Source organism: Verrucomicrobiota bacterium JB022 (assembly GCA_030673845.1).
Lineage (GTDB): Bacteria > Verrucomicrobiota > Verrucomicrobiia > Opitutales > Oceanipulchritudinaceae > WOUP01.
On the sequence record JAUTCQ010000013.1, the window covers coordinates 284,390 to 310,899 of the forward strand.

Consider the following 26,510-nt stretch of genomic DNA (forward strand, 5'->3'; position numbering starts at 1 on the left):
CTTTCGCGCCTCTGCTTTAGGCTCGTTCATCACCCTATCGCACAAAAAAGGAGGCGTTTCCGCCCCCTTGGTCGTACGTTACTCTGTCTTTTCCGCGGGCTCGAACTGGAGCGCGGCGCTGTTGATGCAATAGCGGATGCCGGTGGGCGGAGGGCCGTCGGGGAAGCGGTGGCCGAGGTGGCTGTCGCAGGTGGCGCAGACGACTTCTTCGCGCACCATGCCGTGGCTGTAGTCCATCTTGATCGCGACCGCGTCCTTCTTCACTGGCTGGAAGTAGCTCGGCCAGCCAGAGCCGGACTCGAACTTCGTGTCGGAGCCAAAGAGCGGGGTGCCACAGGCGACGCAGTTGTACGTGCCCTTTTCGTGGTGGTCCCAATACTTGTTGTTAAAGGGCTGCTCGGTCTGGCCCAGACGGGCGACGCAAAAGGATTCGTGGGAGAGTTCCTGTTTCCACTCTTCGTTGGTTTTGACGACTTTTTCGGGCATGTTCTTATTCTCGCTGGTAGAGGCGGCAGACTCAACTTTGGGCGCGGGATTGGCGGGAGTCTGGTGGGGGGAGCGCGCCTGAAGGGTGAACCAGCCAAAGACGGCCAGCGAACCCGCGGCGGCGAGGGCGGGCAGGAGTCGCTTCATGCCTGTTAGAACACCTGGCGCGGCGTTTTGTTCCCGTACGCCTCATTTTGGTGATATTGCCCGCTTCGGGTTTACTGTGGTGCGCGCTGTGCTAAATTTGGCGGCAGACCGACCGGTCCGCGTCCTCACTCAAACTACCTGACCAGATGATCCACGCCTACGCAATCAAGGAAAAGGGCGGCAAGCTTGAGCCGTTCGAATACGATCCAGGCCCCCTCGGGCCTTACTCCGTTGAGATCGAAGTCGACCACTGTGGCGTTTGCCACAGTGACCTTTCGATGACCCAAAACGACTGGGGCATGACGAAGTATCCACTCATCCCGGGGCACGAAGTCTCCGGCCGCATCGGGGCGGTGGGCGAGATGGTCGAACACCTCAAGGTGGGCCAGCGCGTCGGCCTCGGTTGGCACAAGGGCTACTGCCTGCACTGCGAGCACTGTATGGATGGCGACCACAACCTTTGCCCCGACGCGGCGGAAACCATCGTGGGACACCACGGCGGATTTGCTGACCGCGTGCGCGCGCAGGCTACGGCGGTGTTCCCGCTGCCGGATGCGCTCGACCCGGCTGATGCGGGTCCGCTGCTCTGCGGCGGCATCACCGTTTTTCACCCGATGGTCGAGTTTGGCCTGCGCCCGACGGATCGCGTGGGCGTGATCGGCATTGGCGGTCTGGGACACCTGGCGCTGCAGTTTGCCAACGCCTGGGGCTGCGAGGTTACCGCCTTTACCAGCGAATCGAAATTCGAGGAGGCGAAGCAGATGGGCGCACACCACACGGTCAACAGCCGTGACGACGACGCGATCAAGCAGCTCGGCAAGCGCTTCGACCTGATCATCTCGACCGTCAACGTGTCGCTGAATTGGGACCAGTTACTCGGCACGCTGCGCCCCAAGGGACGCTTTCACCAGGTGGGCGCAGTGCTGGAGCCGATGAAGCTGAGCGCCTTTTCGCTCCTGACCGGCCAGAAATCGCTCTCCGCCTCGCCGGTCGGCAGCCCGAGCAACATCACCAAGATGCTCGACTTCGCCGCCCGCCACGAGATCAAGCCCGTGACCGAGCACTTCAAGATGGCCGACGTCAACGAAGCCTTCGAGCACCTCGAAAGCGGCAAGGCCCGCTACCGCATCGTGCTGGACCGGTAGAGGGCTCTAATCGCCCAACGCGCTCTGGGAGTGCTGCGCTCCGCCCAGATCTGGATTCTGAAGTAGGCTTCTTTTGTTCGCGGAGGTTCGATCTGTGGACGGACTCGCAAAACCAGATCGGTGCAGAGCACCGCACTCCATAACTCGCTCGGCCTCGCCGCGATGCAAGGCAGGGCTCCAAAAAAAGCCGGACGCCTCGATGGAAGCGCCCGGCCTGGGTGTAAAATCGACTGCAGGATCGGTTATTCGTGCTCGGCGAGCCAGCGCTCGGCTTCGATTGCCGCCTGGCAACCCATGCCGGCGGCGGTGATGGCCTGGCGGTAGTGCTCGTCGGCGCAATCGCCGGCCACGTAAACGCCGGGGATGTGGGTGCGCACCTGGCTGCCAGCCTCGGGCACGAAATACCCAGCTTCGTTCAGCTTCAGCGTGCCCTCAAACGGGGCCGTGTTGGGCGTGTGGCCGATGGCGATGAAGAAGCCGATGCAGGGCACTTCGCTTTCTTCGCCCGTCTCGACGTTTTTCACGACGACGGCTCGGGTGTTGCCTTGGTCGTCGGGCAGCACGCGCTCGCACACGGTGTGCCAGAGGGTGCGGATCTTCGGGTGCTTAGCCACGCGCTCGGCCATGATACGGGAAGCGCGCAGCTCGCCGCGGCGGTGGATGAGGATCACTTCGCTGGCAAAGCGGGTGAGGAAGAGGGCTTCTTCCGCCGCGCTGTCGCCCCCGCCGACCACGACCACCGGCACGTCGCGATAAAAGGCTCCGTCGCAGGTGGCGCAGGTGCTCACGCCCTTGCCGCCCCACATTTCCTTTTCGCCGGGGATGTGGAGCACTTTGGGGCTCGCGCCGGTGGAGATGATGACGGATTGAGCTTCGAAGGTGCGGCCGCTCTCGTCGGTCAGCTTGCGGGTGGGGCCGCTGAAATCGACGCTCTCGATGCGGGCGTATTCAAAACGCGCGCCAAAGCGGGCGGCCTGCTGACGCAGCTTGTCCATCAGTTCAAAGCCGTTGATGCCCTCGGGCCAGCCGGGGAAGTTCTCCACGTCGCTGGTGGTCGTGAGCTGGCCGCCGGGCTGGCTGCCTTCGAGCACGAGAGGGTTGAGGTTGGCGCGGGCGGCGTAGATGGCCGCCGTAAGGCCGGCGCAACCAGTTCCAAGTATGATGATCTTTTCCATTGCGGCTGTCTTCGGGACGTAAGTAGGAGAAGCAGTTCGGTCAGATTATTCCGTAAAGTGAATAAAGGCAAGCGGGCGCCTGCTCAGGCAAAGTAGTTCTTCGTGTTCAGGTGCACATTCGGGTCGGCCAGCAGCCTGCTGGGCGAGAGCCAGCGAAAGGAATGGTGCTGGTCGTCGGGGCGGATGGCGGCGGCCTGCTCTGCGGTGAGGCGGAAGCGGTGGCCGAGGCACACGTAGTGGGTCGTCACCCCCGGCTCGTGCAGCGCGTTGTCCGGGTAAAAATGGTCGTAGGCGCCCAGCAGTTCGGCATCGCGGCGGTGCAGCTCGATGCCCAGCTCGCGTTGGCTGATGCGGCGGCAGGCCTTGTCGAGCGACTCGTCTTTGCGTACGCGGCCGCCCGGGGCGAACCACCAGTCGCGTGCGGGCGAGTTGAGGCGCAGGCCCACCAAGGTCTTGCCAGCGGGGTCGAGCAGCACCAGGTCGATCGAGACCAGGGGCGTCGTCCGCAAGATGTGCAGGAAATCGGTGGGGGAGAGGTCGCCAGCCATCTTGCGACGCTGGCAGTGAGCTTGCGGATGGGCAAGCCCGAGCGCACAAAAAAACCGGCTCAAGGGGGGGTATCCTGAGCCGGTCTTTAGCACTTTGGAGGTGTATCTAACTACCTGAACAATCTAAGGCTTGAACGAACTAAAACACTATTGTGCTCCAGTTGCCGGAGAGTACAAGCGAAAACGGTACGGAAGTACAACGTTTTTTTAACGCGATTGTTTCCGACGCCGGAAAATGCATTTTTGCTGACGATCCCACCCGCCCGGCCTTCATTAGCCCCATGCCTGCTCCCGAATGCCGCTTTACCTTCCGCGTGCGCTATGCCGAGACCGACCAGATGGGCACGTTTTACAACGCCCGGGCGCTCGAATGGTTTGAAGTGGGTCGCAGCGAGCTGTCGCGTGCGATGGGCCTGCCCTACCGCGAGTGGGAAGCACGGGGCATCTTCCTGCCCCTGATCGAGGCGCATGTGAAGTTCCGGGGCCGCGCCCAGTACGACGACCTGCTGGAGATGCACGTGACGGTCGTGCCCGAACGCTCGGCGCGCCTGCGCTTCAGCAACCACGTCTGCCACGCCGAAAGCCGCCAGCCCGTGTGCGAAGGCTACACTATCCACGCGCTGATCAACCCCGAAGGCCGCCCCGTGCGCATCCCGGAGTGGATCCGGGAGGTGTTGGGCGAGGAGTAATAGAATTAAGCAGAAAAAGCAGAGAAGGACAGAAAAGCCCGAGTTCAAGATCCCTTGGATTCCAGATTTGGAGAGGAAGCGTTGAATCAGTGCCGAATGTGTTCCTCCATTTGGCGACACCTTTTCTGGCTTCTCTGGCTAATTACATTCTCACTTCCACTTGCTGCTGATGCCGATGAGTTCGATCTCGATCACGCTGGCACCGGGGGTGGCTTCGACCGGGAAGGCCGTGCGGATGGGCTTGGTTGGGTTGAGCTTCGGGTGGTTGAAGAAGCGCCCGTAGGCCTGATTCCACGCGCCGAACTCGCTCCCGAAGTCCTCCTCGATGTCGAGGTAGGCGCGCAGTTGCACGATGTCGCTGGTGGTGACTCCGGCGACGGTCATGCGGTCGGTCAGGGTCAATAGCGCCCCTGCGCCTTGGCCGTGGTGGCCTTGTCGGCTGGTATCGACCACGCCGGAGAACCACGTTAGCGCGGCCTCGCGCCCGACCAGAGTCGAGCGGCTGAGGAACGAGGCCTCGTCGCCTTCGCGCTGGGCCGTGGCGCCCGGGCCGGCTGCGGTTGGCAGAGCGGCGTAGAATTCAATCTCCACCAGCATGCCGTTGGCGTTAAAACCGGGGGCGGCAAATTCGCTCAAGGCCGGGGCGGGCATGCGGCGCGCGGCCCAATACTCCTTCCAGGCGGCGGCAAAGCCCTCGAAATCCACGGGCTGGGCCGGTGCGCCTTCTGCGGGCAGCGGCGGGGAAAGCATGGCGCGGGCAAAGACGACATCGCGCGGGGAGGCACCCCAATGGGCGAGCGCTTCGGCCAGCTTGTCCATCGTCGAAAGGCTCTGTGCCTGCATGTCGCCTAGCTGGCCGTCCTTGCCCGGGCTGGCGAGCATGCCAGAGGTGAGGACCAGCGCGCTGAAGGGCTGCACGGCGGTCAGGCGCGGCGAAAGATCCACCACGCGGCCATTGGAGAGGCGGGGCGACTGTTGCGGCCACTTGTCGGTCGGGAGGGCGACGACCGCGTCGAAGGCCACCTTCGCCTGTGCCTCGGGCAGCTTGGTCACGCCAATGGTGGTGCGGGTGGGCGGGAGGCGGTCGCCCTGGCCAAAGTGCTGGTTGAAGGCCCCGTTCCATGCGTTCATCGCCCCTTCCATCTGGCTGTCGGCCGGGTCGACCAGCAGGTAGCCGCGGATGTTGACGACATCCGCGAGGGAGCCGCCCGCCTTCTTCAGGTCGGCCGCGAGGGCGGCGAAGGCGGCGTCGGCCTGGGCTTCGAGCGTGCGACCGCTCGCAGTATAGGTGCCGGTGAAGATCTTGACCGCTTCAGGGGCGACCGTGGCGGAGGCGCTGTAGGGCGCGCCGGAGAGCGGGACGATTTCGGCCACCTGGGCGCTGAGAGGCGTCAGCAAGGTGCAGGCGAGGGTCCAAAGAGCAGGAATGCGCATGCCCGGCAGTGAGCAGCTTTTATGCAGGGCGGCGGCGTGGCGCGCGAATGCCAAATATTAAGCATCCTGATACGTGCGGCGTACAGTTTTGGGCATTTTGCGCCCGCATCGGCCCCCGGCACGTCGGCTGCTGAACTTAGGTATGTCCGTCACACTGGCGCGCCGCCGTTTCCTTCAAACTGCCAGTCTTGGTCTACTTTCGGGTTACGTTGCTCGCTCTTCACTACAAGCTGCTACAGATAATCACTCGCCGAAACGTTCGGCGGCGCGCCAGTCCCTTTCCTACGCCCCCATTCGCGCCTCGCGCGACCGGGTGATCAAGACGACGGTAGGCCTGCGGCCCTTCCGCCGCTCCGGCCCCAACCTGAGCGTGGAACCGCTCGGCAACAAGACGCTCGTGCACAATTACGGCCACGGCGGCTCCGGGTGGTCGCTCTCCTGGGGCTCCAGCCGCGAAGCGGTCGACAAGGCGCTCGAAGCCGGTCGCGGCGATGCCGTGGCGGTGATCGGCTGCGGGGCTCTCGGGATGACGTCGGCCCTGCTGCTCCAGCGTGCGGGCAAGAAAGTCACGATCTACACCAAAGACCGGCACCCCAACATCACCTCCAGCGTCGCCACGGGGGTGTGGTCGCCCGATTCGCGGATCTGCCTCAGCTCCGCCGCACCTGCGGGCTTTGGCGATTGGTGGGAGAAGACTTGCCGCACCTCTTTCAAGCATTACCAAAACCTGCTGGGCCTGCCCGGGCATCCGGTGGAGTGGGTCGATACGCTGGCCGTCTTCAACCGCCCGCCCGGTGAGGCCCGCGAAGGCGACGCCCGGGCTGACACGCACGAATTCGCCCACTACTACGACCGTGTGCGCGATTTGACCCCGATGGGCGTCGAACTGGCGCCGGGCGATCACCCTTTCTCCGAAAAATACGCGATCCAGGGCACGACGATGATCTACAACATCCCGGCCTACGCGCAGTACCTGCTCGGCGAATTTACCTCCCTCGGCGGCCGCATCGTGGTCAAGGAATTCCATTCGCCGGAAGAAATGAAGGGGCTGGAAGAGCAGATGATCCTCAACTGCACGGGCCTGGGCGCGCAGACCTTGTTTGACGACCGCGAGATGGTGCCGGTGCGCGGCCAACTATCGTTCCTCATCCCGCAGGAAGAGGTGCGTTACAACTTTTCCAACGAGACGGCCTACACTATCGCCCGTCGCGACGGCATCATCATCGGCGACATGGACAATGGGCGCTACGATTCGACCGACCTTAGCGTCGATCCGGCGCAATCAGACAACTCCGTCGACGCTATTGCCGCTTCCATGGCGGCGCGACTCCGGTGAGGGATCGTAACCCGCCTGCAGCTCTTCGGTCATCGGCTTGGGCTTCTGGTAGCCGCGGATGAACCACCAGATGAGGACGAGGCAGCCGTAGTAGCAGATCGTGCCCACGATCTCGTGCATCAGGTGGTAGTTGTCCATCCCCACCACCGGCGCGAGCAGGATGATGATGAAGATGCGAACGAGGTTGAAGACGTAGGCCGCGACGCCCGAGAGCCCGACCAGTAACACGCGGTCGATCCACTTCAGGCGCAGCACGATCACCAGCAGGGTGCTGAGCAACAGGCTGGCGGTGATCACCCCGAACCCGTTACACTCCGGCGCGACGTGAAAGGGAAAACCGTCTACGCGCAGCAACAGGATCGGCTCACCCGCCTGTTTGGCCAGTTGCAGCGTCGTGTCTTTGCCGAGCAGGCTCAGCAGCCAACCCGCGCCTTGACCCGCAAACGCCCGCAGCGGCCAATCGAAGAGCGGCATCAACAGGGCGAGCGTGGCAAACACGGCAAAGGCCGAGAGCAGGCCGCGCCCGATCTGCTCCGACTTGCGGCCAAAGATGAAGCGCATCAGCGAACCCGTCAGCGCGATCAAGCCGGGCAAAAGCAACAGCCCGTAGCCCAGCAAGGTCGCGGCCGCCACAAAGCCGAGGGAGATCACGAGGCTGACCTGCGCCATGCGGTCGAACTGCAGGGAAGGCCGCCAGCGCCCGCGCCGCTCGGTAATCAGGAGGAAGGCGGCCAGCGCGAGCACCAGAAACGCGTGCAGCAACTGGGTATGCGCCTGCGTCTGACGGAACAGCCACGACGCCACCGGCCCATAGGCCAGGCCGGCAAACACATACGCCGCCAGCCCCAGACCGGCTTCGCTCCAGTTGACCTTGTTGCTGGGTTGAGGCTTTTGCTGCTCCGCTGCCATACGCCCCTATGGATGTCACTATCCCGGCCCGGGGGCAAGCATGCTCCGGCGGTAAGTGGCAACGGGATAAATCCGAACTGCGGATGCGGCCCATTGCGCTATGGAGTGCTCGGCTCAGCCGAGATCTGGATTCCTTTGGTGATGCGCAGCTCGCTTTCCAATCCAGATCGGTGCAGAGCACCGCACTCCATAACCTCTTGAATGCACCTTCTACACCTGCCTCCACAGAAACGCCCCGGCTGCGCGGGCAACCGGGGCGGGGTGAAGTCACTCTTGATCTACAGTTTCTCTCGGTCGCTAAAAGTTGAAGCGGGCTTCGATCGGGTCGTGGTCCGACGAGCGCAGGGCCGTGGTGGCGTCGGCTTCGAGGTTGCCCGGCCAGGCGGCATTGACGTGCAGGATGTCCTGGCCGCGCAGGTTATCGAGCAAGGCGGGGCTCACGATCATGTAGTCGAGCACCTGGGCGTTGCCGACATACATGTAGGTGTAGCGGTCGTGGGCTGGTACCAGCTCGATCAGGTTCGTCAGCTCCACATCGCCATTTGCGCCATCGACCACGATACCGACCGGGTCCTGACCTTCACCCGGCTCAGGGAACCAGAAGTCGTTCAGGTCGCCACCGATCACGATGTTGGCGTCGGCATCTGCCGCCAGTAGCTGGTTCACGTAGTCGCGGACCACCTGGGCCTGCAGCTTGCGCTGGGCTTCGGTGCTGCGGACGAAGGGCTGGCCGGTGCCCCAGAGCGCGCCGTCGCCCCCTTTGGACTTGAAGTGGTTGGCGATCACGGTCACTTGCTCGCCGCCCATCTGGAAGATTCCGACGTAGGGCTCGCGACCGGGGCTTTCCGACGGCGGGCCAAAGGCGGCTTCCGTCCCCGGCACGATGCTCTCGGTGATGAGGAAAGAGTCGAGCAGGTCGACGGTGTCGTCGTTGTAAAGCAGGGCGCACTCGATGCCGCGGCCGTCGCTGCTGCCGCCGGAGACGGCGACGTAGTTGGTCCCGGCGAGAGCGTTCACGCGGTCGGCGAGGACTTGGAGGATGGCGGTGTTCTCGGTCTCCTCGATCGTGATGACGTCGGGCAGTTGCAGCTCCTGGATCAGGGCCAGCGTCAGCTTGGAGAGCTTGGTCTCGAGCTCGGCGGCGGTGGGGGTGCTGCCTTCGTCGTCTTTGGTGGGGTCGTCGACGAGGTCGAAAAGGTTTTCGACGTTGAAGGTCGCGATCTTGTAGTTCCACGGGCCGGAGTCGGCGCTGCGGCGGGCGACCGGGCTGGTCGGAATCGGGCGGATCGTCGGGGTGATCGTGTCGTAGATGACCTTGTAGTCGCTGAAGGTGTAGTCCATTACGCCCACGAGGTTGCGGATGAAGTCACCGGGCTTGACGTTGATCGTGGTGCGGGCGGCGTCGTCGATCAGGATGCGCTCGGGGTTGTAATCGACGCTGTCGGGGCCGGTCGGCGTCACCATCAGCACCTTGTGCGTCGGGTTGTAACCAGAGCCGAGGGCCATGTCGGCACGGGTCACGACGGCAAACTCGCCGTAGTTGTTGGTCGGGCTCACCACGTAGCCGAGGGCGAGGCTCACGCGCATACCTTCGAGCGATTCGTAAAACGCGCCGCCGACATCCATGCTGCTGTTTTCCATGTCGCTCAGGACGATGGGGGCGGGCAGTGGCTGGGCCTTGTCGAGCACTTCGACACTCGCCGGCTGCTCGGTCTCGGTCAGGTTGTAATACTCGGTGATCTCGGCCACGATTTCGACGAGGTCGCCCACTTCCACCGCGCTGTTGGTGGAGAGACCGCGGTAGACGTAGAGGCCGTCAGACGTGCTGCTGTCGCCGTCGCCGACCGGATCCTGCACCCAGAAGTTGTTGCCCGCGATCAGCGTGACGACGCCGGAGAAACGCACCACGTCGCCCACGCGCGGGCTGGTGTAGCCGTTGCCCTGGATCTGCATGATCGTCACCTCGTCGATTTCAGTCGGCGCGAGCGTCGGGTTTTCGGAGTAAGAGACGCTGGTGGCCGCCGGGTTGGCCGCGCCGGGCGTATTGGCGGCGAGGTTGGAGAAAGCCACAACCGAGTAACCGCCGTCGGCATTGCGCTGGACGGAGCCGGGGACAAAGGAGCCGTCGGGGCCGATGAAGAGGTCGCCGTACAGGAATTCGCCCGGCATCCCGGCAAAGAGGCCGATGCTGGAGACAATGCTCGTCCACGGCGTCACATCGAGCATCCCATCGTCATCGGTATCGAGGTCCTGACCGTTGGAGCCGGTGAAACCGGAGACGAGTAGGTGGGTGAGGTTGTCGCTGTTCTCGAAGTTGAGGTTGGCCACGAGGTCGGGCGTGCCGAGCGTGAAGGTGCTTTCGGCCGCCACGAAGTAGCCGCTGGCAGGGATCACCTGACCGGCGAGGGAGGTGACGCTTTCAATCACACCGCTGCCGCCGCTGCCGTCGCCAATTACGAGGTAGGTCAGGCCATCGAGGCTGGCGCCGGGGGTGCCGGCGAGCTCGAAGAACTCGTCGTCGTCGGTGCTGTTCTGGTCGATGCGCAGTTCGCTGATCACGGCCTGGCCGTGGAGCGGGGCGGCCAGTGCGGCCAACGCCAGCAGGCGGAGAGAGGAGAGGTGCTGCATGGGCAAGAGATAGGGCTGAGTTTGAATTTTCGACCCCCGAGTGAGAGAGATGGGGCCGGTACCGCCGGGCAACGGGCGGAGCGTGTCCGTTTTCTCATATCCTTGCGGCAAGGGTTTCGCGAACGGGTAAAGTTTAGGTGAACTACCTTCACGTTTTCGAAAGATAGATTAGGTTGTGAGGCGCCCTGTAATTCGTTTAACTGGTAGTCCTTATGAAAGTCGGCCACCTCTCCGAAGTCCCTGTCGATGCCGTGCGTTCGCCCAGCGGGCGCTACCAGCTCACGCGGCTGTTGCTCAGCCAGCACCTCGGCGCGCCCAAGGACGCCCCGCCGAGCAAGGGCGGGCACCCCTTCGAGGTCGAGATTTGCCGGATCCTGCCCGGCGCCTGGAATTGGCCGCTGCACGCCCACTCCACGCAGTGGGAGTTCTTTGTCGTCCAAAGCGGCGAGGGCATCGTCGAGACAACCGAGGGGCAGACGCCGATTCGTGCGGGCGACTTCTTCATGCAGCCGCCGATGCAGGCGCATCACATCCGCAACACCGGCACGGCAGACCTCGAGCTGCTGATCGTCGCCAACAACAGCGAGGCCGACATTGTGCAATACCCCCGCTCCGGCCGCTTCTTCATCAAGCCCCAACGCATCATGGGCTACCTGCAGCCCGTCGACTTCTACGAAGGCGAAGACGAGGAATAAGGAAGGTGAGGTAAGCAGGTTCTCTCACCAAGGGCACGAAGACACAAAGAGGAGATCTTCATTCCTTTGTGCCTTTGTGAACTCCGTGAGAGAAATGCCCTATTCTTTTTGTTTGGGGCGACGAGCGCTGTTTCCGGCTACTTGCAGGAGTCGCTTGTCGAAGGTGTAGAGCACGTACCCGAGCCGGTTGGCCAACGCCAAGTAGTGGGCATCGTAGCCGCTGCAACCGGTTTGCTTCGCAGTCTCAAGGACATCGGCTGCCTCAACGGGATAGATGCGCGTTCCCAGAAGCAGTTGGGCATCATTGTAGGCGATCATGGCCTGGTCGCGAGATAGCATCCCATTTCGCTCATAGGTTGCCATGACGTTGAGAAACTCGGGCTCCCAGAGTATTGGAGCCGCCCACTCAGGGTCTTGTTGGTACAGCTCTTCGCATGCGGCGGCGTGTTCGCCTTGGAGCAGAAGATAGATCAGGACATTGACGTCGACGACGATCATCGACGCCCTTCGCGAATAATACTTTCCACTTCGCCCTCCCGCAGAAAGATCTGCTGTTGGGCGCGGTGGGAGCGAATGCGCTGAAGCGTCTCTTGCGGGGGACTTAACTCGGCCACGATTTGCTGGTCAAGCGTTCGCCCGCTCTTCGCCGCGCTTTGCTGCAGGCGGCGAAGTAGTTGATCCGGGAAGTTCTCGATCGTCAGCCTCATGCTTCTAGAATGGGAATGCTTGGGCTGTTTGGCAAGCCGCTCTACCGCTTGGCGATGAGGTCGTAGCCGCGCCAGTCGGCGATCTCGATATCGGCAAAGGTGCCGACCGGGATTTCGGGGTCGACGAACACCATGCCGTCGATGTCGGGGGCGTCCCACTCGGTGCGACCGTGGCCGGGCTTTTCGACCAGCACGCGGCGTTGGCGGCCGACCATGCTCTGGTTGCGCTCTTCGGCCAGGCGCTGGAGCACGGCCATGGCGCGGCTGTAGCGGCTCTTCTTGGACGCGTGGTGGACCTGCGGGGCCAGCTTGTAGGCCTTGGTGCCCTCTTCGCGGGAGTATTGGAAGATGCCGGCGCGCTCGAACTTGAACTCTTCCATGAATTCGAGCAGCTCCTGGAAGTCTTCCTCCAGCTCGCCGGGGAAGCCGACGATGAAAGTGGTGCGGATGCCGATGTCGGGGATGCCCGCGCGCATGCGGCGGATGAGGTCGCGAATGTAATCACCGCTGGTCTCGCGCTTCATCGCGGTAAGCATGCGGTCGCTGATGTGTTGCAGCGGGATGTCGACATACTTGACCGTGTGGCGGCTCTCGGCGATGGCCTGGATCAGTTCGTCGCTCCAGTGGGCCGGGTGGGTGTAGAGCAGGCGGACCCAGAAGTCGCCTTCGATCTCGTCGAGCGCACGCACGAGGGTGGCGAGGCTTTCGCCGCGGGTGCTGTCGACCTTGCTGCGCGGGTTGGGACGCTCGTCGGTCCAGCGGTCCATGCCGAAATAGGTGGTGTCTTGCGAGATCAGGTTGATCTCCTTCACCCCGCTGGCCACGAGTTGCTGGGCTTCGCGCACCACGCTCTCTTGGGAGCGGCTGCGGTGGCGACCGCGGATCTGCGGGATGATGCAGAAGGTGCAGGTGTGGTTGCAGCCCTCGGCGATCTTGATGTAGGCCGAGTGGGCGGGCGTGAGGCGGAAGCGCGGCGTATCGTAGTCCGGAATATAGACCGGGCGGGCGGTGACGAGATTCTGGCCCTGTTCCTCGGGGCTCTCCTTGGTGTAGCCCAGCACGTCGCGCACGACCTTGGGCACATCCTTGAGCTGGTCGAGGCCGATGAAGGCGTCCACCTCGGGCATCAGGTTGGGCAGCTCCTTGCGGAAGCGCTGGCTGAGGCAGCCGGCCACGACGATCTTCTGGCGCTGGCGGCGGATGTCGGCCGCGCGGCTGTCGCTCGCCTCGTAGATGGCGTCAATGCTCTCGCGCTTGGCCATGTCGATAAACGAGCAGGTGTTGATGATCAACACGTCTGCATCGCCCGCATCGTTGGTCATGGTCATGCCCTCCTGCTGGAGGTGCCCGATCATGATTTCCGAATCGATGAGGTTTTTTGCGCAACCCAAGGATACCAGTCCGACTTTCACCATCGCTTGTGCTAATTCAGGATAGAAAAACGGTTGTATATGCTCCCGTTTCAGTTCGCCAGCGAGAAAAAAGCGCAGGGACGTGGCGTGAGGGTCTGGAACCTTGAAAATTTAAAGACCGGCTTTAAATCTTCAAGGGTCTTTCGGATTCGGATGTGGTAGTGGACCTTCCTTGATCCGCCATTTTCTTCCCGAATCGTCTCAAACCGTGCGCGAAATTTTAACACGGAGGGCGTAGGCTGGATGCCGAAAGAAACCATTCTGGCGTGGAATCCGCCACCTGTTTGCGAGTTATGCACATTTTCGCACACGATTTACAGGTGGCATGGGTACTGCACTAGAAGGGGCCTAACACAAAACCACTATGCGTCACACATCCTCGATCCTGAACAGTTCCCTCCGCTTGCTGCACCTGGTGTGGCTTTTGGCGATTGGCTGCTTCCGCGCCATGGCCCCGGTGAGCTGCTCCCAGGTACAGAAGGCGTGAACCATACTGGAAACACTATGATCGCCCGGGCAAAATGATGCCTGTTGCGGACGTGATTTCATGCGCTTTGCATGAGGTACATGGATGAAATGCACGACACAGGGCGCCATTCGAGCGCCCTTTTTACTTTTAAACTGCCGTGCCTGTATGCGTGACATCCTTACCCGGGTGTGACACGCTGGCCCCCATGGCATCGACTGAATCGGCGACGGAGCCGTCTGAATCGTTGAGAGCTCTCCAGGCTGCGCTACCCGAGTGCGTGCAGACCGCTCAGGCCGAGCGCTACCGCGCCTCGCTGGACAACCTGCGCCTTTCGCACTTGCCGGAGGCGGTCGTCATCCCGCGCGACGAGGAGGATGTCGCCACGGTGCTCAAGCTGGCTAACCGCATGCGCGTGCCGGTGACTGCGCGCGGCGCCGGCAGCTCCACCACGGGCTCCGCCACGCCGATCAAGGGCGGCTGGGTGCTCGATTTTGCCGGTTGGAAAAATTTGCACATCGACCGTGCCGCCCGCATGGCCTACGTCCAGCCGGGCGTAACGGTGGAGGAGCTCGATGCCGCCGCTCGCGCCGAAGGCCTCTTTTATCCGCCCGACCCCGGCTCGAAGAAGCATGCCACCATCGGCGGTACGCTTGCCTGCAATGCCGGGGGCCTGCGCGGGGCCAAATACGGCGTCACCCGCGACTACGTCTACGCGCTGGAAGGCTTCCTGCCCACAGGGGAATTTGTGAAGTGGGGCGGCGACGTGAAAAAATACGTCAGCGGCTACAACATGCGCGACCTCTGGATCGGCAGCGAAGGCACGCTGGGTCTGATTACGGGGGCGGTGCTCAAGCTGTTGCCCGCCCCGGGTGCGGTGGCGACTTTCCTGGCCTCTTTCCCGGACGACGCGGCCGCGCTCAAGGTCGTGCGCACAATGCTGGAAGAGGGCCACAACCCGAGCATCCTGGAGCTGATCGACCGCCAGACGAGCGAGTGCTTCCAGATCTGGGCCCAGCGCCCGGATCGCCCGGAGCACCTCTTCAAGCACCCCGTCATCAGCCGCTTCATCAGCCAGCCGGGCGCGTATCTGTTGATCGAACTCGACGGCCACCCGGCGGAGGTGGAGGAAGGCAAGACGCGCCTCGAAGCCCTTTTGCGCGACGAAACCCCGAGCTGGTACCGGGCCGATTCCGCCCAGGAGGCTGCCGCGCTGTGGCAAGTCCGCCGCGCCAGCAGCCAGAGCATGTTCCGCCTCGGCGACACCAAGCTCAACGAAGACGTGGTCGTGCCGCTGCGCTCCTATGAGGCGCTCTTTGCCTATACGCTGGAGTTGCGCGACCGGATCGGCCTTGGCACGCCTACCTTTGGCCACGCCGCCGACGGCAACTTCCACGTGCACATCATGTATAACCGGGGAGATGCCGAGCAGGCGCTGCGGGCGGAGAAGGGCATCCACGAGTTGATGGCCAAGGTGGTGGAGCTGGGCGGCGTCATCACCGGCGAGCACGGGGTCGGCCTGGCCAAGTCGCCCTTCCTGGAGCTGCAGCACAGCCCGGCCGAGATCCGCGCGATGCGGGCGATCAAAAAGGCGCTCGACCCCTACGACATCATGAACCCCGGCAAGATGTGGGAGCCCTTCAAGGTCTGGGAACACCCGCGCGAAGAAGTCGACCTCCCCTGGGACCACAAGTAGGCATGCGTTTCGACCCCGCTCCCGTTTTCCCGCTGCTGCCCTATGCGGACATGCCGTACGTGCGCACGCACGAGCGGCGCTATGCCGAAACGCTGCCGCAAGTGCCGACGGATGGGCAGCGCATCCTGGAGCTGGGCGCGAACTGGCCGTATACCTTTGCCAACCTGCTGCGTGCTCGCCAGCCGGGCGTCGACGTGGTGCTGGCCGAGAATCGCGAAGAAAGCCTGGGCCGCCTGCGTGGCCGTCCGGGCTCCCAGCCGCGCACCTTACCCGCGATCGACGGCTATTGCGGGGAGCAACCTGCGCAGGCGCATTACTTCAACTGCGAGCTGGAGCGCTGGCCCTTCGCCGACGCCACCTTCGACGGCATCGTGTGCCTGGAGCTGCTGGAGCACTTGCTGGTCGATCCGTTTTTCCTCTGCTGCGAGGCGTCCCGTGTGCTGCGCCCCGGTGGTTGGTTTGTGCTGACGACGCCCAACATCGCCTCGCTCGAAGGTGTCGCCCGTCTGCTTCACGGTGCGAGCCCCTACCTCTACGGCCCTTATTCGGGACACGGCCCCTACGGTCGCCACAGCCGGGAATACACGCCCGATGAGGTGAAACGGCTGGGGGAAGCTGCGCACTTCGACACCATCTCGCTCGACACGTTCAGCCCTTATCCGTCGGAGCCCCGGCCCTCGTGGGTCGAGCAGGTGTTGCATACGGTGGGCGACGATCCGGCCCGGCGCGGCCAAGCCATCTGCTGGGTCGGTCGGCGGCGGGAAGAGACTCTGCCGCAGTTCCCCGCCCCGCCGGAGGGTTTGTTCGACTACGACCCCTCCGCCTTCAATTTCCACGCTGAGTTGACGACCGACGCCCTCCGCCTGAAGACGGGCGAAGCGTCAACGGTCGAGGTGCGCTACCAAAACGTCGGGTCGCAACCCTGGCCTGCGCAGGAGTCGCGGGCAGTGCTCAGCCTGCTCGACGCCTACGGCAGCCCTTTGAGCCTCTACCATGTCGACCAGCCGCTCGACCACCCGGTGCAGCCCGGCGAAACCCTCGCGCTACGCCTGTCGCTGCCCGCCCCCGCTCAAGCTGGCGATTACCTCGTGCGGGCCGACCTGATTCTCCCCGGCACCTGGCTCGGCCACACGGTCAACCCCCGCAACACTACCGCCTGGGCTCGGTTGCGGGTGGAGTAGGGGGTGGCTATTCTTTGCTGTTGTAATCGCCCGGGAGGAAGTCACATAGGGGTTCATCCATCTCGGCCAACAACTCTTTCAACCGGCTCGGCGAGTAGTCAAAACTGCCGTCGGCGGCCTCCGGGAATATAGGCAACGCTTCTGCAGGTGTTTTGGGAAATTCATCTGGTCGCGTATGCACTGGTCAAGGGTACGCAAATCTACCTGTTCCAGTCAATCTCGCTGCAGTATTAGCTCTCGCGCTACATATTAGCAGCAGCTCTGGCAGTTCGGGATTTGCTCTTGTGCGGAAATCGCCTAAGTTGGCCGCAATGGCTGGGGAAAAAAACGTCGAAAAATTCGATGTGCTCGTTCTGGGCGCAGGCTTCGCGGGCGTGAATTGCGCCAAGGAACTGGGTAAATACGCCCGCAAGCATCCCGACTTCAAAGTCGCGCTGGTGGCGGCGGAGAATTACATGGTGTTTCAGCCCATGTTGCCCGAGGTGGCGTCGGCGTCGATCTCGCCCCGGCACGTAATCAGCCCGGTGCGGCAGCTCTGCCCCCACGTCACCGTCTTCAAGGGGACGGTGCGCGACGTAGACGAAAAGGGCAAAGTGGTGCACGTCAACGCCGGCGACTTCACGCCCGATGTGCACCTGCAGTTCGACCAGCTGGTGATCGCCCTCGGGGCCACGATCGACCTCAGCCGCGTGCCCGGCATGAGCGAGCACTCGCTGCTGATGCAAAACGTGGGTGACGCCATGAAGCTGCGCACACACATCATCAGCCGCTTTGAGGAGGCCAACCTCGTGACGGATCCCGCGACCAAGCGGCGCCTGCTGCGCTTTGTGGTGGTTGGCGGCGGCTACTCCGGGGTCGAGACCGCTGGCGAAATCGAAGACATGATGCGCAGCATGGTGCGCTATTACGAGTACATCACGCCCGAAGACTATGAGGTGGTGCTGGTGCACTCCCGCGACCACCTGCTGCCGACGCTGACGAGCAAGCTGGGCGACTATTGCCAGCGCGCGCTCGAAAAACGGGGCCTGCGCATCATCCTCAACCAGCGCGTAAAGGCCGTCACCTCCAAGACGGTCATCCTCGACAACGGGGAAGTCATCAACGCCACCACCATCATTTCCACCATCGGCAACTCGCCCCACCCGCACGTGCTCAAGCTGGGGCGCGAGCTGAATCTGGACGTCGACCACGGACGCCTGAAGGCCGACCGCACCGCGCGCGTGCCTCAAGTCGATTGGCTCTGGGCGGCGGGGGACTGCGCGGCCATCCCGCTGAAAAATGGAGAAATGAGCCCGCCGACGGCCCAGTTTGCCCAACGCCAGGGCACGCTGGTGGCCAAAAACATTGTCGCGCTGCAGGAAAAGCGCGAGCCGAAGACCTTCGACTTTGCCGGCCTCGGCGAGCTGGCGGCTATCGGCCACCGTAGCGCCGTGGGTGACGTCATGGGCATCAAGATCTCCGGCTTCATCGCCTGGTGGATTTGGCGGACGGTCTACCTGAGCAAGCTGCCCGGCTTCCAGAAAAAGCTGCGCGTGATGATCGACTGGTCGTTCGACCTCTTCTTCCCGCGCGACATCAACATGCTCAGCCCGCAGTATTCCAAGCTGCTCAAGACCATCCACCTCGAGCCGGGCGACGTGCTCTTTTACAAGGACGAGCCCGCCTTCTCCCTCTACTTCGTCCAGCGTGGCGAGATGGAGCTGAAGGAGGGCGACCACGTGATCAAGACCGTGCCCGAGGGCGACTATTTTGGCGAAGCGGCCCTGCTCAGCAACCGCATCTGGCGGTATACGGCCACGGCCAAGACGGCGACCAACCTAGTGGCGCTCGGGGCCAAGGAATTTTACGCCATCACCGCCGGCAGCGACGCCCTGCGCCGCATGTTCCAACGCTCGGCCCAAGCCTACCTGCGGCACGACGAAGTGGAGGCCCTGCGCAGCCGCCTCGGCCAGGAAACGCTCCGCAAGCAGGCCCGCGAGGTGATGAATACCAAGATCGACGGTCTCAAACCCGCCATGACCTTGCGGCAAACGATGGAATTCCTCCGCGACCACCGCCACGGCTCTTATCCGGTGCTGGAGGAGGGCGGCAAGCTGGTCGGTGTGCTCAAGCGCGACGACGTGTTCGACTACCTCAAGGCCGGTGGCAGCCCCGACGCCTTTATCACCGAGCTATCGTTCAGTCAGCTCCCCACCGCCTCGGCCGAGACCCCCGTCTCCGACCTCGTGGAAATCCTCCTGCGCTCCGGCCGCAACAAGCTGATCATTGTAGACGAAGAGCGCCGCCTCCAAGGCATCGTCACCCTGCTCGACCTAGTCGCCGGCGTCGCCGTCCACCAGAACGCAGCGGAGATGAGTTGAGGGAGGGGCGGGGTTTCAGTTAATGGTGAGGTGTTACTTGGGAAGCGGGTAAAGTGTCAGGTCATTTATTCGATGCTTAGTCCAAATACTTCGCTGGTATGAAGGCTGGAGAAAAAGTAAAAACTCAAAAGATCATACAAAAAGTTGAGCAGGGCTCGTTTGATGAAAACGATGTCGACAATATTCTGATGAAGTTGAGGGATTATGCGCAAAGAAGGCGGGATTCTGTATTTGTCGAAATAGCGGATTTTGTGGCGCATTCAAAGACGAGGAATAGAGGAATTTCAGTCGACGTGATGAAGACGATGTATCTGAACGTCAAATTCTTATCTGAATATAAGTTTAAAGGTAGGTTGTTGGATATGTCATCACCTTTTCCGCGCTGGATATTCGATTTTATGAAACTCCAGTTAGATAGGCCGTTTGCCATTGATTTGGAGGGAGAGTTCGGTGTAAAGCTTTCTAAGTTAAGAACAGACTTATGCCAAGCGTTTACGATCAATGGCGATGATGCCAAACTCAAGTCGGGTAGAATCCCAAGTCATGTGTATCCTGCGGTTACCAGGTTGTTGAGTTTTATTGATGGTCGTGCCGCTTACTCGCAAGATGCGCTAAAGACCGAGTTTATGCGAATTTTGCGTGAATGCAACATGCAACTAAATGGTGATCTTTTCGAGGAGCAATTCGATAGGATTACACTTTGCGTTTTATTGCTGATACATAATGCAAATGTTGAGTATGGTGGATATAGGCATGGAATCTGTAAAATGTATGCGAAACCCCAAAGCATTTGGGGTTATGTCGACCCCAGGGGAAGCGTCGTTTATGAAGGAGATTTTGGGTGTCTCGGAATCTCAGCGGAGACTGCCGTCAACTTTGGAGGGCAAGATAGAGTCTTCATACACGGGCTGATGGAGTCCAATCTCGACCCGAAAGACTACTGTGATCCATCCCTTTTTCTACAAGAGGTATACAAATCTGAAGATCATCAAGTTAAACTAAATCTGAAGTTAGATTTATCTCATGAGTTGATGATAAATGCAGATTTTCGCCTCGTTCCTATTGGAAGCTAATGGCCACCAGCTGCTAGTTAGTTTGAGTTCGAGATTCAAAAAAAACAGGCCGCATGTGCTGCGGCCTGTGGAGGTGAATCGTATAACGTCCTGTGCGTGCTAGCCTAGCTGCGCTTGCGGCGGTAGGAGGCGAGGCCGAGGGCGGCGAGGCCGCCGAGGAGGGCGTAGGTGGTGGGCTCGGGTACCACCGTGAGGCTGCCCAGGCCGTTGGCGTCGAAGACGAGGTATTGGTCGTCGAGCGGGTCGCTGGGGTCGCCGATGCCGATGTAGAACAGGCCCATCAGGCCGGATTCGTCGAATTGGTCGCCGATGAGGCTGATCGAGCCGGAGCCCATGCCGAGGGCGGTAAACTGCAGGGTGCCGAGGTTGATCGTGACGGTGGTGGCGCCGCCGTCGAGGTCGGCCAGGCCGACGACTTCATCGGCTTCGAGCGAGCCCGGGAACACTTCGTAGGGGCTGGCGTAGGTGAAGCCGTCGAAGCTGAACAGGGGGGAGGAGGCGACGCGGAAGCCGAACGAGGTCAGCTCTGCGTCGTAGCCCAGCTCGGCCTGCGCGTCGTAGATCGCGAAGACGTCGACCGTGAAGGTGTCGCCGACATCGACGGTCGTGCTGAGGGGCTGGAGGACGATGGCCGGGTCGACGGCGGTCACGGTGGCGGCCGTGCTGCCGAGGAGGGCGAGGGTGGTGATAAGCTTATACATGGAGTGAGTGATCGGAGAGGGTTAGGGTTGGCTTTGGAAGGCGGCGTAGTAGCCGCGCCAGAGGGCGTAGTCGACGTTGTCGACGCAGCCGTTGTCGTCGAGGTCGGCCGCGGGGTTGTAGCCGGGCTGGCCTTCGCAGCGGCGCAGGCTGGCGAGCAGGAGGTTCCGGTCGGCCACGTCCACGTCGTTATCGCCGTCGAGGTCGCCGGGGATGGAGGTGTCGATGGTGAACTCGGTGCTGGAGCTGGCCAGGAGGTTGTCGTCGCCGTCGTAGGTGCGGAACTCCACCGTGTGGGCGCCGTCGCCGTTGACCACAAATGAGCTGACGTAGTCCGCCCAGGTACCGCCATCGACGCGGTATTCGTTGCGCAGCGGGCTGCGGAGGTTGGCGTTGAGGATCACGCGTACGCCGGTGGTGTAGCTGCCGCCGTCCATGAGGCCGACGAGCTCGGGCACCGGGTCGGTGAAGATGTCGGGCATGGCGACGGCGGGCATGTCGTGGCCGATGAAGAACGACGGGTGCGGGGGCTGGTTGTAGGCGCTGTTTTGCCAGGCTACGGCCACGCGGTAGGTCGGGTCGTGCATCAGGGTGGGGATGCGGATGGTGGTGGGGTAGGGCGTGGAGTAGATGCGCAGCTCGGTGTTGTCGTTGCTGCGGAGCATTACTTCTTCGCGCCAGTCGCCCATCAAGTCGGCCTGGAGTGCGGGGGTGGCCTTGCTGCCGTTGTTGGAGCTGGCGCCGTCGGCGATGAGCAGGGGCACTTCGGTCTGGTTGACCCAGTCCCACTTGCGCACGGAGTTGCCGTCCATCAGCTCGCTGAGGGGGTCGCCGTCCCAGTAGATCGAGAAGTTGATCGAGGGGCGCACGGTGCCGATGACTTCGCCGCTGGCGGCCCAGACGTTGAGGTTGGCCGCGCCCCAGGACTCGGAGCCGGCGTAGTTCGGGTCGATATCGGCGGAGAGGCCGCGGCCGGTGTCGCTGCCGTTGAAGACGCCCCAGATGGTGGTGCCGGTGGCGGCATCGGACATGACGGAATGGAACTCCACGCCGCCGGATTCCTTGACGGAGAAGAGCTCCATGCCGGGGCGGCCGGGGATGAGGTCGCCATAATGCATGGCGTCGCCGTGGCCGAGGCCGCTGCTCCAGAGCACGCTGCCATCGTCGTCGAAGGTAATGGAGCCGTGCATCAGCTCGTCCTTGCCGTCGCCATCGACGTCGCCGACGGAGGTCTGGTGGTTGCCTTGAGCGATGTATTGCTGGCCATCCACTTCGGTGTCGAAGACCCAGCGCTCGACGAGCTCGCCGTTGATCAGGTCGAAAGCGGCGATCACGGTGCGGCCGGGGCCCTGGCCCGATTGGCCGCCGTAGTAGCCGCGGGCAGCGTAAACGCTCGGGCGCACCCCGTCGAAATAGGCGATGCCAGCGTTGAAGCGGTCGACGCGGTTGCCGTAGGTGTCGCCCCACACGGTGAGGCTGCCGCGCTGGGGTACGTAGTCGATCGTGTCGATGATCGAGCCGTCGGTGCCGCGGAAGGCGGTGTAGTATTCGGGCCCTTCGAGGATGTAGCCGTCGGTCCTGCGGTAGTCGGCATTGATGTCGCCGATGACGGTGCCCTGGCCGTCGATGGTGGCGTCGGCCGTCTTGCAGACGACTTCGGCCATGCCATCGCCGTCGAGGTCGTAGACCATGAACTGGGTGTAGTGGGCCCCGGCGCGGATGTTGCGGCCGAGGTCGATCCGCCACAGCTGGGTGCCGTCGAGCTCGTAGGCGTCGAGGTAGACGTTTCCGGTGTAGCCGTCCTGCGCATTGTCCTTGGCGTTGGTCGGGTCCCACTTCAGCACGATTTCATATTCGCCGTCGCCGTCGAGGTCGCCCACGCTGGCGTCGTTGGCCACGTAGGAGTAGGGGTCGTTGAGCGGGGTGGTGCCGCCGGGCGGGGCCTGGATCGGCACGCTGTGGTAGCCGTTTTCGAGCACACGGGCGATTTCGCCCTGCGGGATCTCATAGGCGCCGAGTACAGTGCGGACCTCGTAGGTGGAGGCGGTGGTGCCGTTGGGGTCGAAGTGATTCGTGGCACCGGTGATGGGCGTGTTGTTGAGGCGCTGACCGTCGCGGTAGATGCGGAAGCTCGTGGCGTCGCCATCGGTGCCGAGCAGGCGCCAGCTCACGAGCATGCCGCCCGAGCTGGGCACGGCGACCGGGGCGCGCGTGATGTTCTCCATCTGCCGGTAGGTGTGCAGGGTCGCATCGACGCCGAAAGTGGCCGAGGCGGCGGAGAGCCCGGCGGCGCCAGCCGTCTTCACTTGGTAGTAATAGGCGTTTTGCGGCATTACCGCGTAGGTGTCGTTCAGCGAGTTACTCTCGGTGATGCCGACGAGGGTATAGCCGTCGTTCGCACGGGTTGAGCGGTAGACGTAGTAGGCTTGCGCACCGACCACGGCGTCCCAGCTCAGCTCGGTCGAGTAGAGCGTGTTGCCGACCAGCGAGAGGTTTTGCGGCGCGGCCGGCAGGGTGCCGGAGACGAAGCGCGGGCCCACCTCGTGCGTGGCGCTAGCGGCGGAGATGCCGCCGGCGCCGATCGTGCGTACCCGGTAGTAATAGCTACGGTAGCCTTCCACTGCGCTGTCGGTATAGGCAGGGGCGGCCACGGTATCGACGAGGCTGAAGTCGCGGTCGGGGTGGATGGAGCGGTAGACGTCGTAGAGGAAGGCGCCCGGTGCGGGGCTCCAGGTGATCTGGACCGTGCTGGGGGTGGCGCTGGCGGTGGCAAAGCCTTGGGGGGCGGGGGGCAGGCCGGCGTTGGTGTCGCGCACTTCCACACGGTGCTCGGTCGTGGTGACGGAGGTGCCGGCAGAGGTGGTGACGCTTACGGTGTAGAAATAGACGCCGTAGAGCGCGACATCGTCGTCGAAAAAGCTCGTGCTGGCAGTCGTGTCGAGGAGCGTGGCTTCCTCTTCATCGGCCGCGCGGCGGTAGACCTGGTAGGAGATGGCGCCGTCGCTCGGGTCCCAGCCGATCGTCAGCGTCGGGTCGGCTGAATAGTTGATGCCGCTGGTCGAAAGGCCGTCGGGCGGCGAGGGCAGGCTGGCGTCGGAGAAGGCGACCTCAAGTGTCGGGCGCAGCGTCTCGTCGGTCGTGTAAGTGCCGGAGGCGAGGCTGTAGCTCTTGTCGTTGCTGCCGCCCTGGCTGGGCATGGTGATGAGGAAGGTGACCATGCCGCCCTCGGCCACGCGGTCTTGCAAAAAGGCCTCCAGTTCGTCGCCGCTGAGGGTGATCGTGTTGCCGGCGATGCTTTCCAGCACGCTGAAGTCGGCCACGTTGCTGAGGTTGACGGGCGAGGCACCGGGGGTGGAGGCTCCGTCGTTGAACATCGCGGGATCGAACTCGGCCCCATAGGCAAAGGTGCCGGCGGTCCAGTCCTGGGCGAGGTTGCCGTCTGCATCGAGCAGGCCGAAGATCGCGACGCGTCCTTCGTTGGCGGTATCCCCGCTCACCTTGTTGAAGCGCAGCGAGGCCGTCTGGATAATGTCGGTCGTTTCGAGGCTGGAAAGGTCGAAACGCAGATAGGCGACGTTGTTGCGCACGGCGTTGGCCGAAAAGTCGCGCATGCGGATGTAGATCGTCTCGCCGACGCCGCCGGTGGAGATGGAAGGCGAGCCGTCGTTGCCGGAGATATTGACCGAAGCCTGCTCGATCGGGATGACCGCGAGCGACTCCGCGTGGAGAGAGGGATAGAGGGTAAGCGGTAGCACAACCACCGCCAGGTGGGTCTTCTTCATGAGTAGAGCGGGAGTTCGCGTTTCCGGCATCGAGCGCTGGAACGCGAGGAGTGGGGGGTATGATAGGTTGGGTAGGGTAAGAGCGCCGGGCCGAGGCCGCAGGTGCTCCACCGTGCACGCTAACCGCCCCCCCCGCTCACCGACAAATCACGCAAAATCGGACAGTATGAGCGAAACCGGTGTCGTAGGTCTTGTACTTTAGCCCGTGCTTGGGAAGGTTTGGCTGGGAGGGGTGAGGCCTCCCTCTCTGGGAGTGCGGCGCTCCGCGCCGATCTGGATATTGAAACCATAGCGGCAAGCAAGGTCCGACTAGCTCAGGCAGGGGCGCGGGCCACGTGCGAAAAACCAGATCGGTGCGAAGCACCGCACTCCCAGAGCGCCAAATATCGTGGAGGTCTGCAGTTTCGCTTTAGCTATCCCCGAGCGGGCTAGAGATCGAAGACTTTCAAGCGATCGGTCCTGATCCCGTAGATACTGCGTACAGTGGAGGCTGCACAAGTCGTCTCAAACCAGCGAGCAGAGCACCAACGGTATTCGTTGGCCACGCGTACCAGCCCGTGGTGCACGGCATTCTGGTGAACGTAGCAGAGGCGAGCCAGTAGCTGCTCTGGTGGGTGAGGCGCGTCTCCCAGAAGTTGTGCCACACTTTTCGTCCGCGCGCTCCGTCTTGCCGATTGACCCAAGCGGCTGATTTTTGGTGCAGCTCGGCCAGGAACACTGCCAGCCCCTCTGCACCGTCGGGCGGAGAATGGGCAACAAAGTGGTAGTGGTTGGGGAAAACGGCCCAAGCCTCGAGCTGCCATCCGTATTTTCGGGCATATTTCAGCAGGCCGCCCTGAAGTGCATCCAGATAAGATTCCTGATGGAAGAAGGGCTGCTTCAGGTAGGTTCCACTTGTCACCATATAGGTGCCCGCTTCGCTCACATGGTGGAGAGGGGCGTGCGGCCAAGGGATTCTTTCTGCAGCGGGAGGCGGATGCGACATCGGCAGACGATCCTCTAAGGAGCCCTCTCACGCCTGTCGCTCCCATAATCGAGTGTGCTCTGGGAGTGCGGCGCTCCGCGCCGATCTGGATCTTGAAACCGTAGCGGCAAGCAAGATCCGACTAGCTCAGGCAGGGGCGCGGGCCACGTACGAAAAACCAGATCGGTGCGAAGCACCGCATTCCCAGGGTACGTTAGGTGCTCGTTCAACCGCCCCCCCCTTAAATCACTCCCGCGTCGAGAGCGTCCCAGAGGTAGCGGGCGAGAGTGGTGCGATAGGGGCGGGCGGCTTCCGGGTTGCTGAGGTCGAGCCCATAGCGCTCCTGGCAGAGCTTGAGCGCACGCACCATGGCACCATCGGTATGGGGAAAGACGTCGGGCAGGCCAAAGTAGAAGATTGCCAGGATATCCGCTGACCAGATGGAAAGTCCCCAGTGTTGCGATACTTCGCGCCGTAGCTCGTCGATTTCCAGTTGGCGCCAGCCTTCGATGGTCGCTGTGTGCTGCGCGTAATGGCGCCCGAAACGCTGAATGGCATCCGCCTTGCGGCGCGAGAGCCCGCACGCGAGCATCGTCTCGGTCGGTAGCAGGCAGGGGCGGTTGTGCCCCTCCACTTGCGCGGCCTGTTCGAGTCGGGCAAAAATTTTGTCAGCCGAGGTGCGGGAGAGCATCTGACCGGTGACGATCCGCGCCACCGAGTCGGCTACCGCTTCATTGCGAATCGGGAGTGGCTCGAGTGGCCCGATGCGGCGCAAGACAGGCTCCAGCGCGGTGTAGTGATGGAGCAGGTGATTGAACTCGTGCATGCGTCGAAAAGGGGGGGCAGGTTGCTGACTTAGCTTCCATGGGATTTCATTTGACTGTCAAGTGAGATGGGCATTTCCATCAGGAGCGTACCTTTGCAGGCTTCGCGCAGGTCAGGCAGCAGTGGTGGCCAGGCTGCCTGGCACCCCCCTTC

The 26,510-nt window shown here is 62.7% G+C and carries 21 protein-coding genes; 8 read left to right on the top strand and 13 right to left on the bottom strand.

The window, feature by feature from the left end; translation table 11 throughout:
• Positions 1–78: 78 nt before the first annotated feature.
• A complete protein-coding gene (gene msrB / locus Q7P63_10105) occupies positions 79–486 on the bottom strand; it encodes a peptide-methionine (R)-S-oxide reductase MsrB (protein MDP0500441.1) in 408 nt (135 codons plus the stop codon).
• Positions 487–779: 293 nt separating this feature from the next.
• On the opposite strand from msrB, the gene Q7P63_10110 reads away from it, so the two are divergent.
• Positions 780–1,778, top strand: a complete 999-nt coding sequence (locus Q7P63_10110; GenBank protein MDP0500442.1) for an NAD(P)-dependent alcohol dehydrogenase — start codon at positions 780–782, stop codon at positions 1,776–1,778.
• A gap of 242 nt (positions 1,779–2,020) precedes the next feature.
• Here Q7P63_10110 and trxB read toward each other — a convergent pair whose 3' ends face one another.
• On the bottom strand, positions 2,021–2,953 hold the full coding sequence (gene trxB, locus Q7P63_10115; GenBank protein MDP0500443.1) for a thioredoxin-disulfide reductase: 933 nt from the start codon (positions 2,951–2,953) through the stop codon (positions 2,021–2,023).
• Between the two features lie 83 nt (positions 2,954–3,036).
• Positions 3,037–3,501, bottom strand: a complete 465-nt coding sequence (locus tag Q7P63_10120) for a GDP-mannose mannosyl hydrolase (GenBank protein MDP0500444.1) — start codon at positions 3,499–3,501, stop codon at positions 3,037–3,039.
• 281 nt (positions 3,502–3,782) lie between these two features.
• Between Q7P63_10120 and Q7P63_10125 the strand changes: the two genes are divergently transcribed.
• Complete coding sequence (locus Q7P63_10125) at positions 3,783–4,190, top strand: thioesterase family protein (GenBank protein MDP0500445.1); 408 nt, start codon at positions 3,783–3,785, stop codon at positions 4,188–4,190.
• Between the two features lie 150 nt (positions 4,191–4,340).
• Here Q7P63_10125 and Q7P63_10130 read toward each other — a convergent pair whose 3' ends face one another.
• The gene (locus Q7P63_10130; protein MDP0500446.1) at positions 4,341–5,624 is read right to left on the bottom strand and encodes a Rid family hydrolase; all 1,284 of its coding nucleotides are present in this window, start codon (positions 5,622–5,624) and stop codon (positions 4,341–4,343) included.
• Positions 5,625–5,937: 313 nt separating this feature from the next.
• On the opposite strand from Q7P63_10130, the gene Q7P63_10135 reads away from it, so the two are divergent.
• Positions 5,938–6,960, top strand: a complete 1,023-nt coding sequence (locus Q7P63_10135) for an FAD-dependent oxidoreductase (protein ID MDP0500447.1) — start codon at positions 5,938–5,940, stop codon at positions 6,958–6,960.
• On the opposite strand, the gene Q7P63_10140 is transcribed toward Q7P63_10135, so the two are convergent.
• Both Q7P63_10140 and Q7P63_10145 read right to left on the bottom strand, forming a co-directional pair.
• On the bottom strand, positions 6,907–7,869 hold the full coding sequence (locus Q7P63_10140) for an exosortase/archaeosortase family protein (protein MDP0500448.1): 963 nt from the start codon (positions 7,867–7,869) through the stop codon (positions 6,907–6,909). The two genes, Q7P63_10135 and Q7P63_10140, sit on opposite strands and share 54 nt — an antisense overlap.
• 297 nt (positions 7,870–8,166) lie before the next feature.
• The gene (locus Q7P63_10145; GenBank protein MDP0500449.1) at positions 8,167–10,497 is read right to left on the bottom strand and encodes a hypothetical protein; all 2,331 of its coding nucleotides are present in this window, start codon (positions 10,495–10,497) and stop codon (positions 8,167–8,169) included.
• Between the two features lie 212 nt (positions 10,498–10,709).
• Between Q7P63_10145 and Q7P63_10150 the strand changes: the two genes are divergently transcribed.
• Positions 10,710–11,192 carry a cupin domain-containing protein gene (locus tag Q7P63_10150; GenBank protein ID MDP0500450.1) on the top strand — a complete coding sequence of 161 codons (483 nt, stop codon included), beginning with the start codon at positions 10,710–10,712 and terminating at the stop codon, positions 11,190–11,192.
• Positions 11,193–11,291: 99 nt separating this feature from the next.
• Here Q7P63_10150 and Q7P63_10155 read toward each other — a convergent pair whose 3' ends face one another.
• From Q7P63_10155 to rimO, 3 genes are read right to left on the bottom strand one after another with little or no spacing between them, the layout of a single operon-like run.
• A complete protein-coding gene (locus tag Q7P63_10155; GenBank protein ID MDP0500451.1) occupies positions 11,292–11,690 on the bottom strand; it encodes a type II toxin-antitoxin system VapC family toxin in 399 nt (132 codons plus the stop codon).
• The gene (locus Q7P63_10160) at positions 11,687–11,899 is read right to left on the bottom strand and encodes a hypothetical protein (protein ID MDP0500452.1); all 213 of its coding nucleotides are present in this window, start codon (positions 11,897–11,899) and stop codon (positions 11,687–11,689) included. Before Q7P63_10160 ends, Q7P63_10155 begins: the two co-directional genes overlap by 4 nt.
• A gap of 41 nt (positions 11,900–11,940) precedes the next feature.
• Positions 11,941–13,314 (bottom strand): 30S ribosomal protein S12 methylthiotransferase RimO, encoded by a 1,374-nt coding sequence (gene rimO, locus Q7P63_10165; protein ID MDP0500453.1) that lies wholly within the window; start codon positions 13,312–13,314, stop codon positions 11,941–11,943.
• Positions 13,315–13,985: 671 nt separating this feature from the next.
• On the opposite strand from rimO, the gene Q7P63_10170 reads away from it, so the two are divergent.
• The 4 genes from Q7P63_10170 (at position 13,986) to Q7P63_10185 (ending at position 20,087) form a co-directional block, all read left to right on the top strand.
• Positions 13,986–15,473 carry an FAD-linked oxidase C-terminal domain-containing protein gene (locus tag Q7P63_10170; protein MDP0500454.1) on the top strand — a complete coding sequence of 496 codons (1,488 nt, stop codon included), beginning with the start codon at positions 13,986–13,988 and terminating at the stop codon, positions 15,471–15,473.
• Positions 15,474–15,475: 2 nt separating this feature from the next.
• Complete coding sequence (locus Q7P63_10175) at positions 15,476–16,654, top strand: methyltransferase domain-containing protein (GenBank protein MDP0500455.1); 1,179 nt, start codon at positions 15,476–15,478, stop codon at positions 16,652–16,654.
• 311 nt (positions 16,655–16,965) lie between these two features.
• Entirely contained in the window at positions 16,966–19,014 is a 2,049-nt protein-coding gene (locus Q7P63_10180) for an FAD-dependent oxidoreductase (protein MDP0500456.1), read from the top strand.
• Positions 19,015–19,112: 98 nt separating this feature from the next.
• On the top strand, positions 19,113–20,087 hold the full coding sequence (locus Q7P63_10185; protein ID MDP0500457.1) for a hypothetical protein: 975 nt from the start codon (positions 19,113–19,115) through the stop codon (positions 20,085–20,087).
• 104 nt (positions 20,088–20,191) lie between these two features.
• On the opposite strand, the gene Q7P63_10190 is transcribed toward Q7P63_10185, so the two are convergent.
• From Q7P63_10190 to Q7P63_10205, 4 genes are all read right to left on the bottom strand, one after another.
• The gene (locus tag Q7P63_10190; GenBank protein ID MDP0500458.1) at positions 20,192–20,788 is read right to left on the bottom strand and encodes a PEP-CTERM sorting domain-containing protein; all 597 of its coding nucleotides are present in this window, start codon (positions 20,786–20,788) and stop codon (positions 20,192–20,194) included.
• Between the two features lie 21 nt (positions 20,789–20,809).
• A complete protein-coding gene (locus Q7P63_10195; GenBank protein ID MDP0500459.1) occupies positions 20,810–24,568 on the bottom strand; it encodes a hypothetical protein in 3,759 nt (1,252 codons plus the stop codon).
• A gap of 445 nt (positions 24,569–25,013) precedes the next feature.
• A complete protein-coding gene (locus Q7P63_10200) occupies positions 25,014–25,493 on the bottom strand; it encodes a transposase (GenBank protein MDP0500460.1) in 480 nt (159 codons plus the stop codon).
• 280 nt (positions 25,494–25,773) lie between these two features.
• Complete coding sequence (locus tag Q7P63_10205; protein MDP0500461.1) at positions 25,774–26,358, bottom strand: hypothetical protein; 585 nt, start codon at positions 26,356–26,358, stop codon at positions 25,774–25,776.
• Positions 26,359–26,510 lie beyond the last annotated feature (152 nt).

Coding starts and splice junctions, on each gene's coding strand:
- Q7P63_10160 (MDP0500452.1), bottom strand. CDS start 11,899: ATGAGGCTGACGATCGAGAACTTCCCGGATCAACTACTTCGCCGCCTG.
- Q7P63_10145 (MDP0500449.1), bottom strand. CDS start 10,497: ATGCAGCACCTCTCCTCTCTCCGCCTGCTGGCGTTGGCCGCACTGGCC.
- rimO (MDP0500453.1), bottom strand. CDS start 13,314: ATGGTGAAAGTCGGACTGGTATCCTTGGGTTGCGCAAAAAACCTCATC.
- Q7P63_10190 (MDP0500458.1), bottom strand. CDS start 20,788: ATGTATAAGCTTATCACCACCCTCGCCCTCCTCGGCAGCACGGCCGCC.
- Q7P63_10110 (MDP0500442.1), top strand. CDS start 780: ATGATCCACGCCTACGCAATCAAGGAAAAGGGCGGCAAGCTTGAGCCG.
- Q7P63_10125 (MDP0500445.1), top strand. CDS start 3,783: ATGCCTGCTCCCGAATGCCGCTTTACCTTCCGCGTGCGCTATGCCGAG.
- Q7P63_10180 (MDP0500456.1), top strand. CDS start 16,966: ATGGCTGGGGAAAAAAACGTCGAAAAATTCGATGTGCTCGTTCTGGGC.
- Q7P63_10155 (MDP0500451.1), bottom strand. CDS start 11,690: ATGATCGTCGTCGACGTCAATGTCCTGATCTATCTTCTGCTCCAAGGC.
- msrB (MDP0500441.1), bottom strand. CDS start 486: ATGCCCGAAAAAGTCGTCAAAACCAACGAAGAGTGGAAACAGGAACTC.
- Q7P63_10150 (MDP0500450.1), top strand. CDS start 10,710: ATGAAAGTCGGCCACCTCTCCGAAGTCCCTGTCGATGCCGTGCGTTCG.
- Q7P63_10170 (MDP0500454.1), top strand. CDS start 13,986: ATGGCATCGACTGAATCGGCGACGGAGCCGTCTGAATCGTTGAGAGCT.
- Q7P63_10130 (MDP0500446.1), bottom strand. CDS start 5,624: ATGCGCATTCCTGCTCTTTGGACCCTCGCCTGCACCTTGCTGACGCCT.
- Q7P63_10185 (MDP0500457.1), top strand. CDS start 19,113: ATGAAGGCTGGAGAAAAAGTAAAAACTCAAAAGATCATACAAAAAGTT.
- Q7P63_10205 (MDP0500461.1), bottom strand. CDS start 26,358: ATGCACGAGTTCAATCACCTGCTCCATCACTACACCGCGCTGGAGCCT.
- Q7P63_10175 (MDP0500455.1), top strand. CDS start 15,476: ATGCGTTTCGACCCCGCTCCCGTTTTCCCGCTGCTGCCCTATGCGGAC.
- Q7P63_10195 (MDP0500459.1), bottom strand. CDS start 24,568: ATGAAGAAGACCCACCTGGCGGTGGTTGTGCTACCGCTTACCCTCTAT.
- Q7P63_10140 (MDP0500448.1), bottom strand. CDS start 7,869: ATGGCAGCGGAGCAGCAAAAGCCTCAACCCAGCAACAAGGTCAACTGG.
- trxB (MDP0500443.1), bottom strand. CDS start 2,953: ATGGAAAAGATCATCATACTTGGAACTGGTTGCGCCGGCCTTACGGCG.
- Q7P63_10120 (MDP0500444.1), bottom strand. CDS start 3,501: ATGGCTGGCGACCTCTCCCCCACCGATTTCCTGCACATCTTGCGGACG.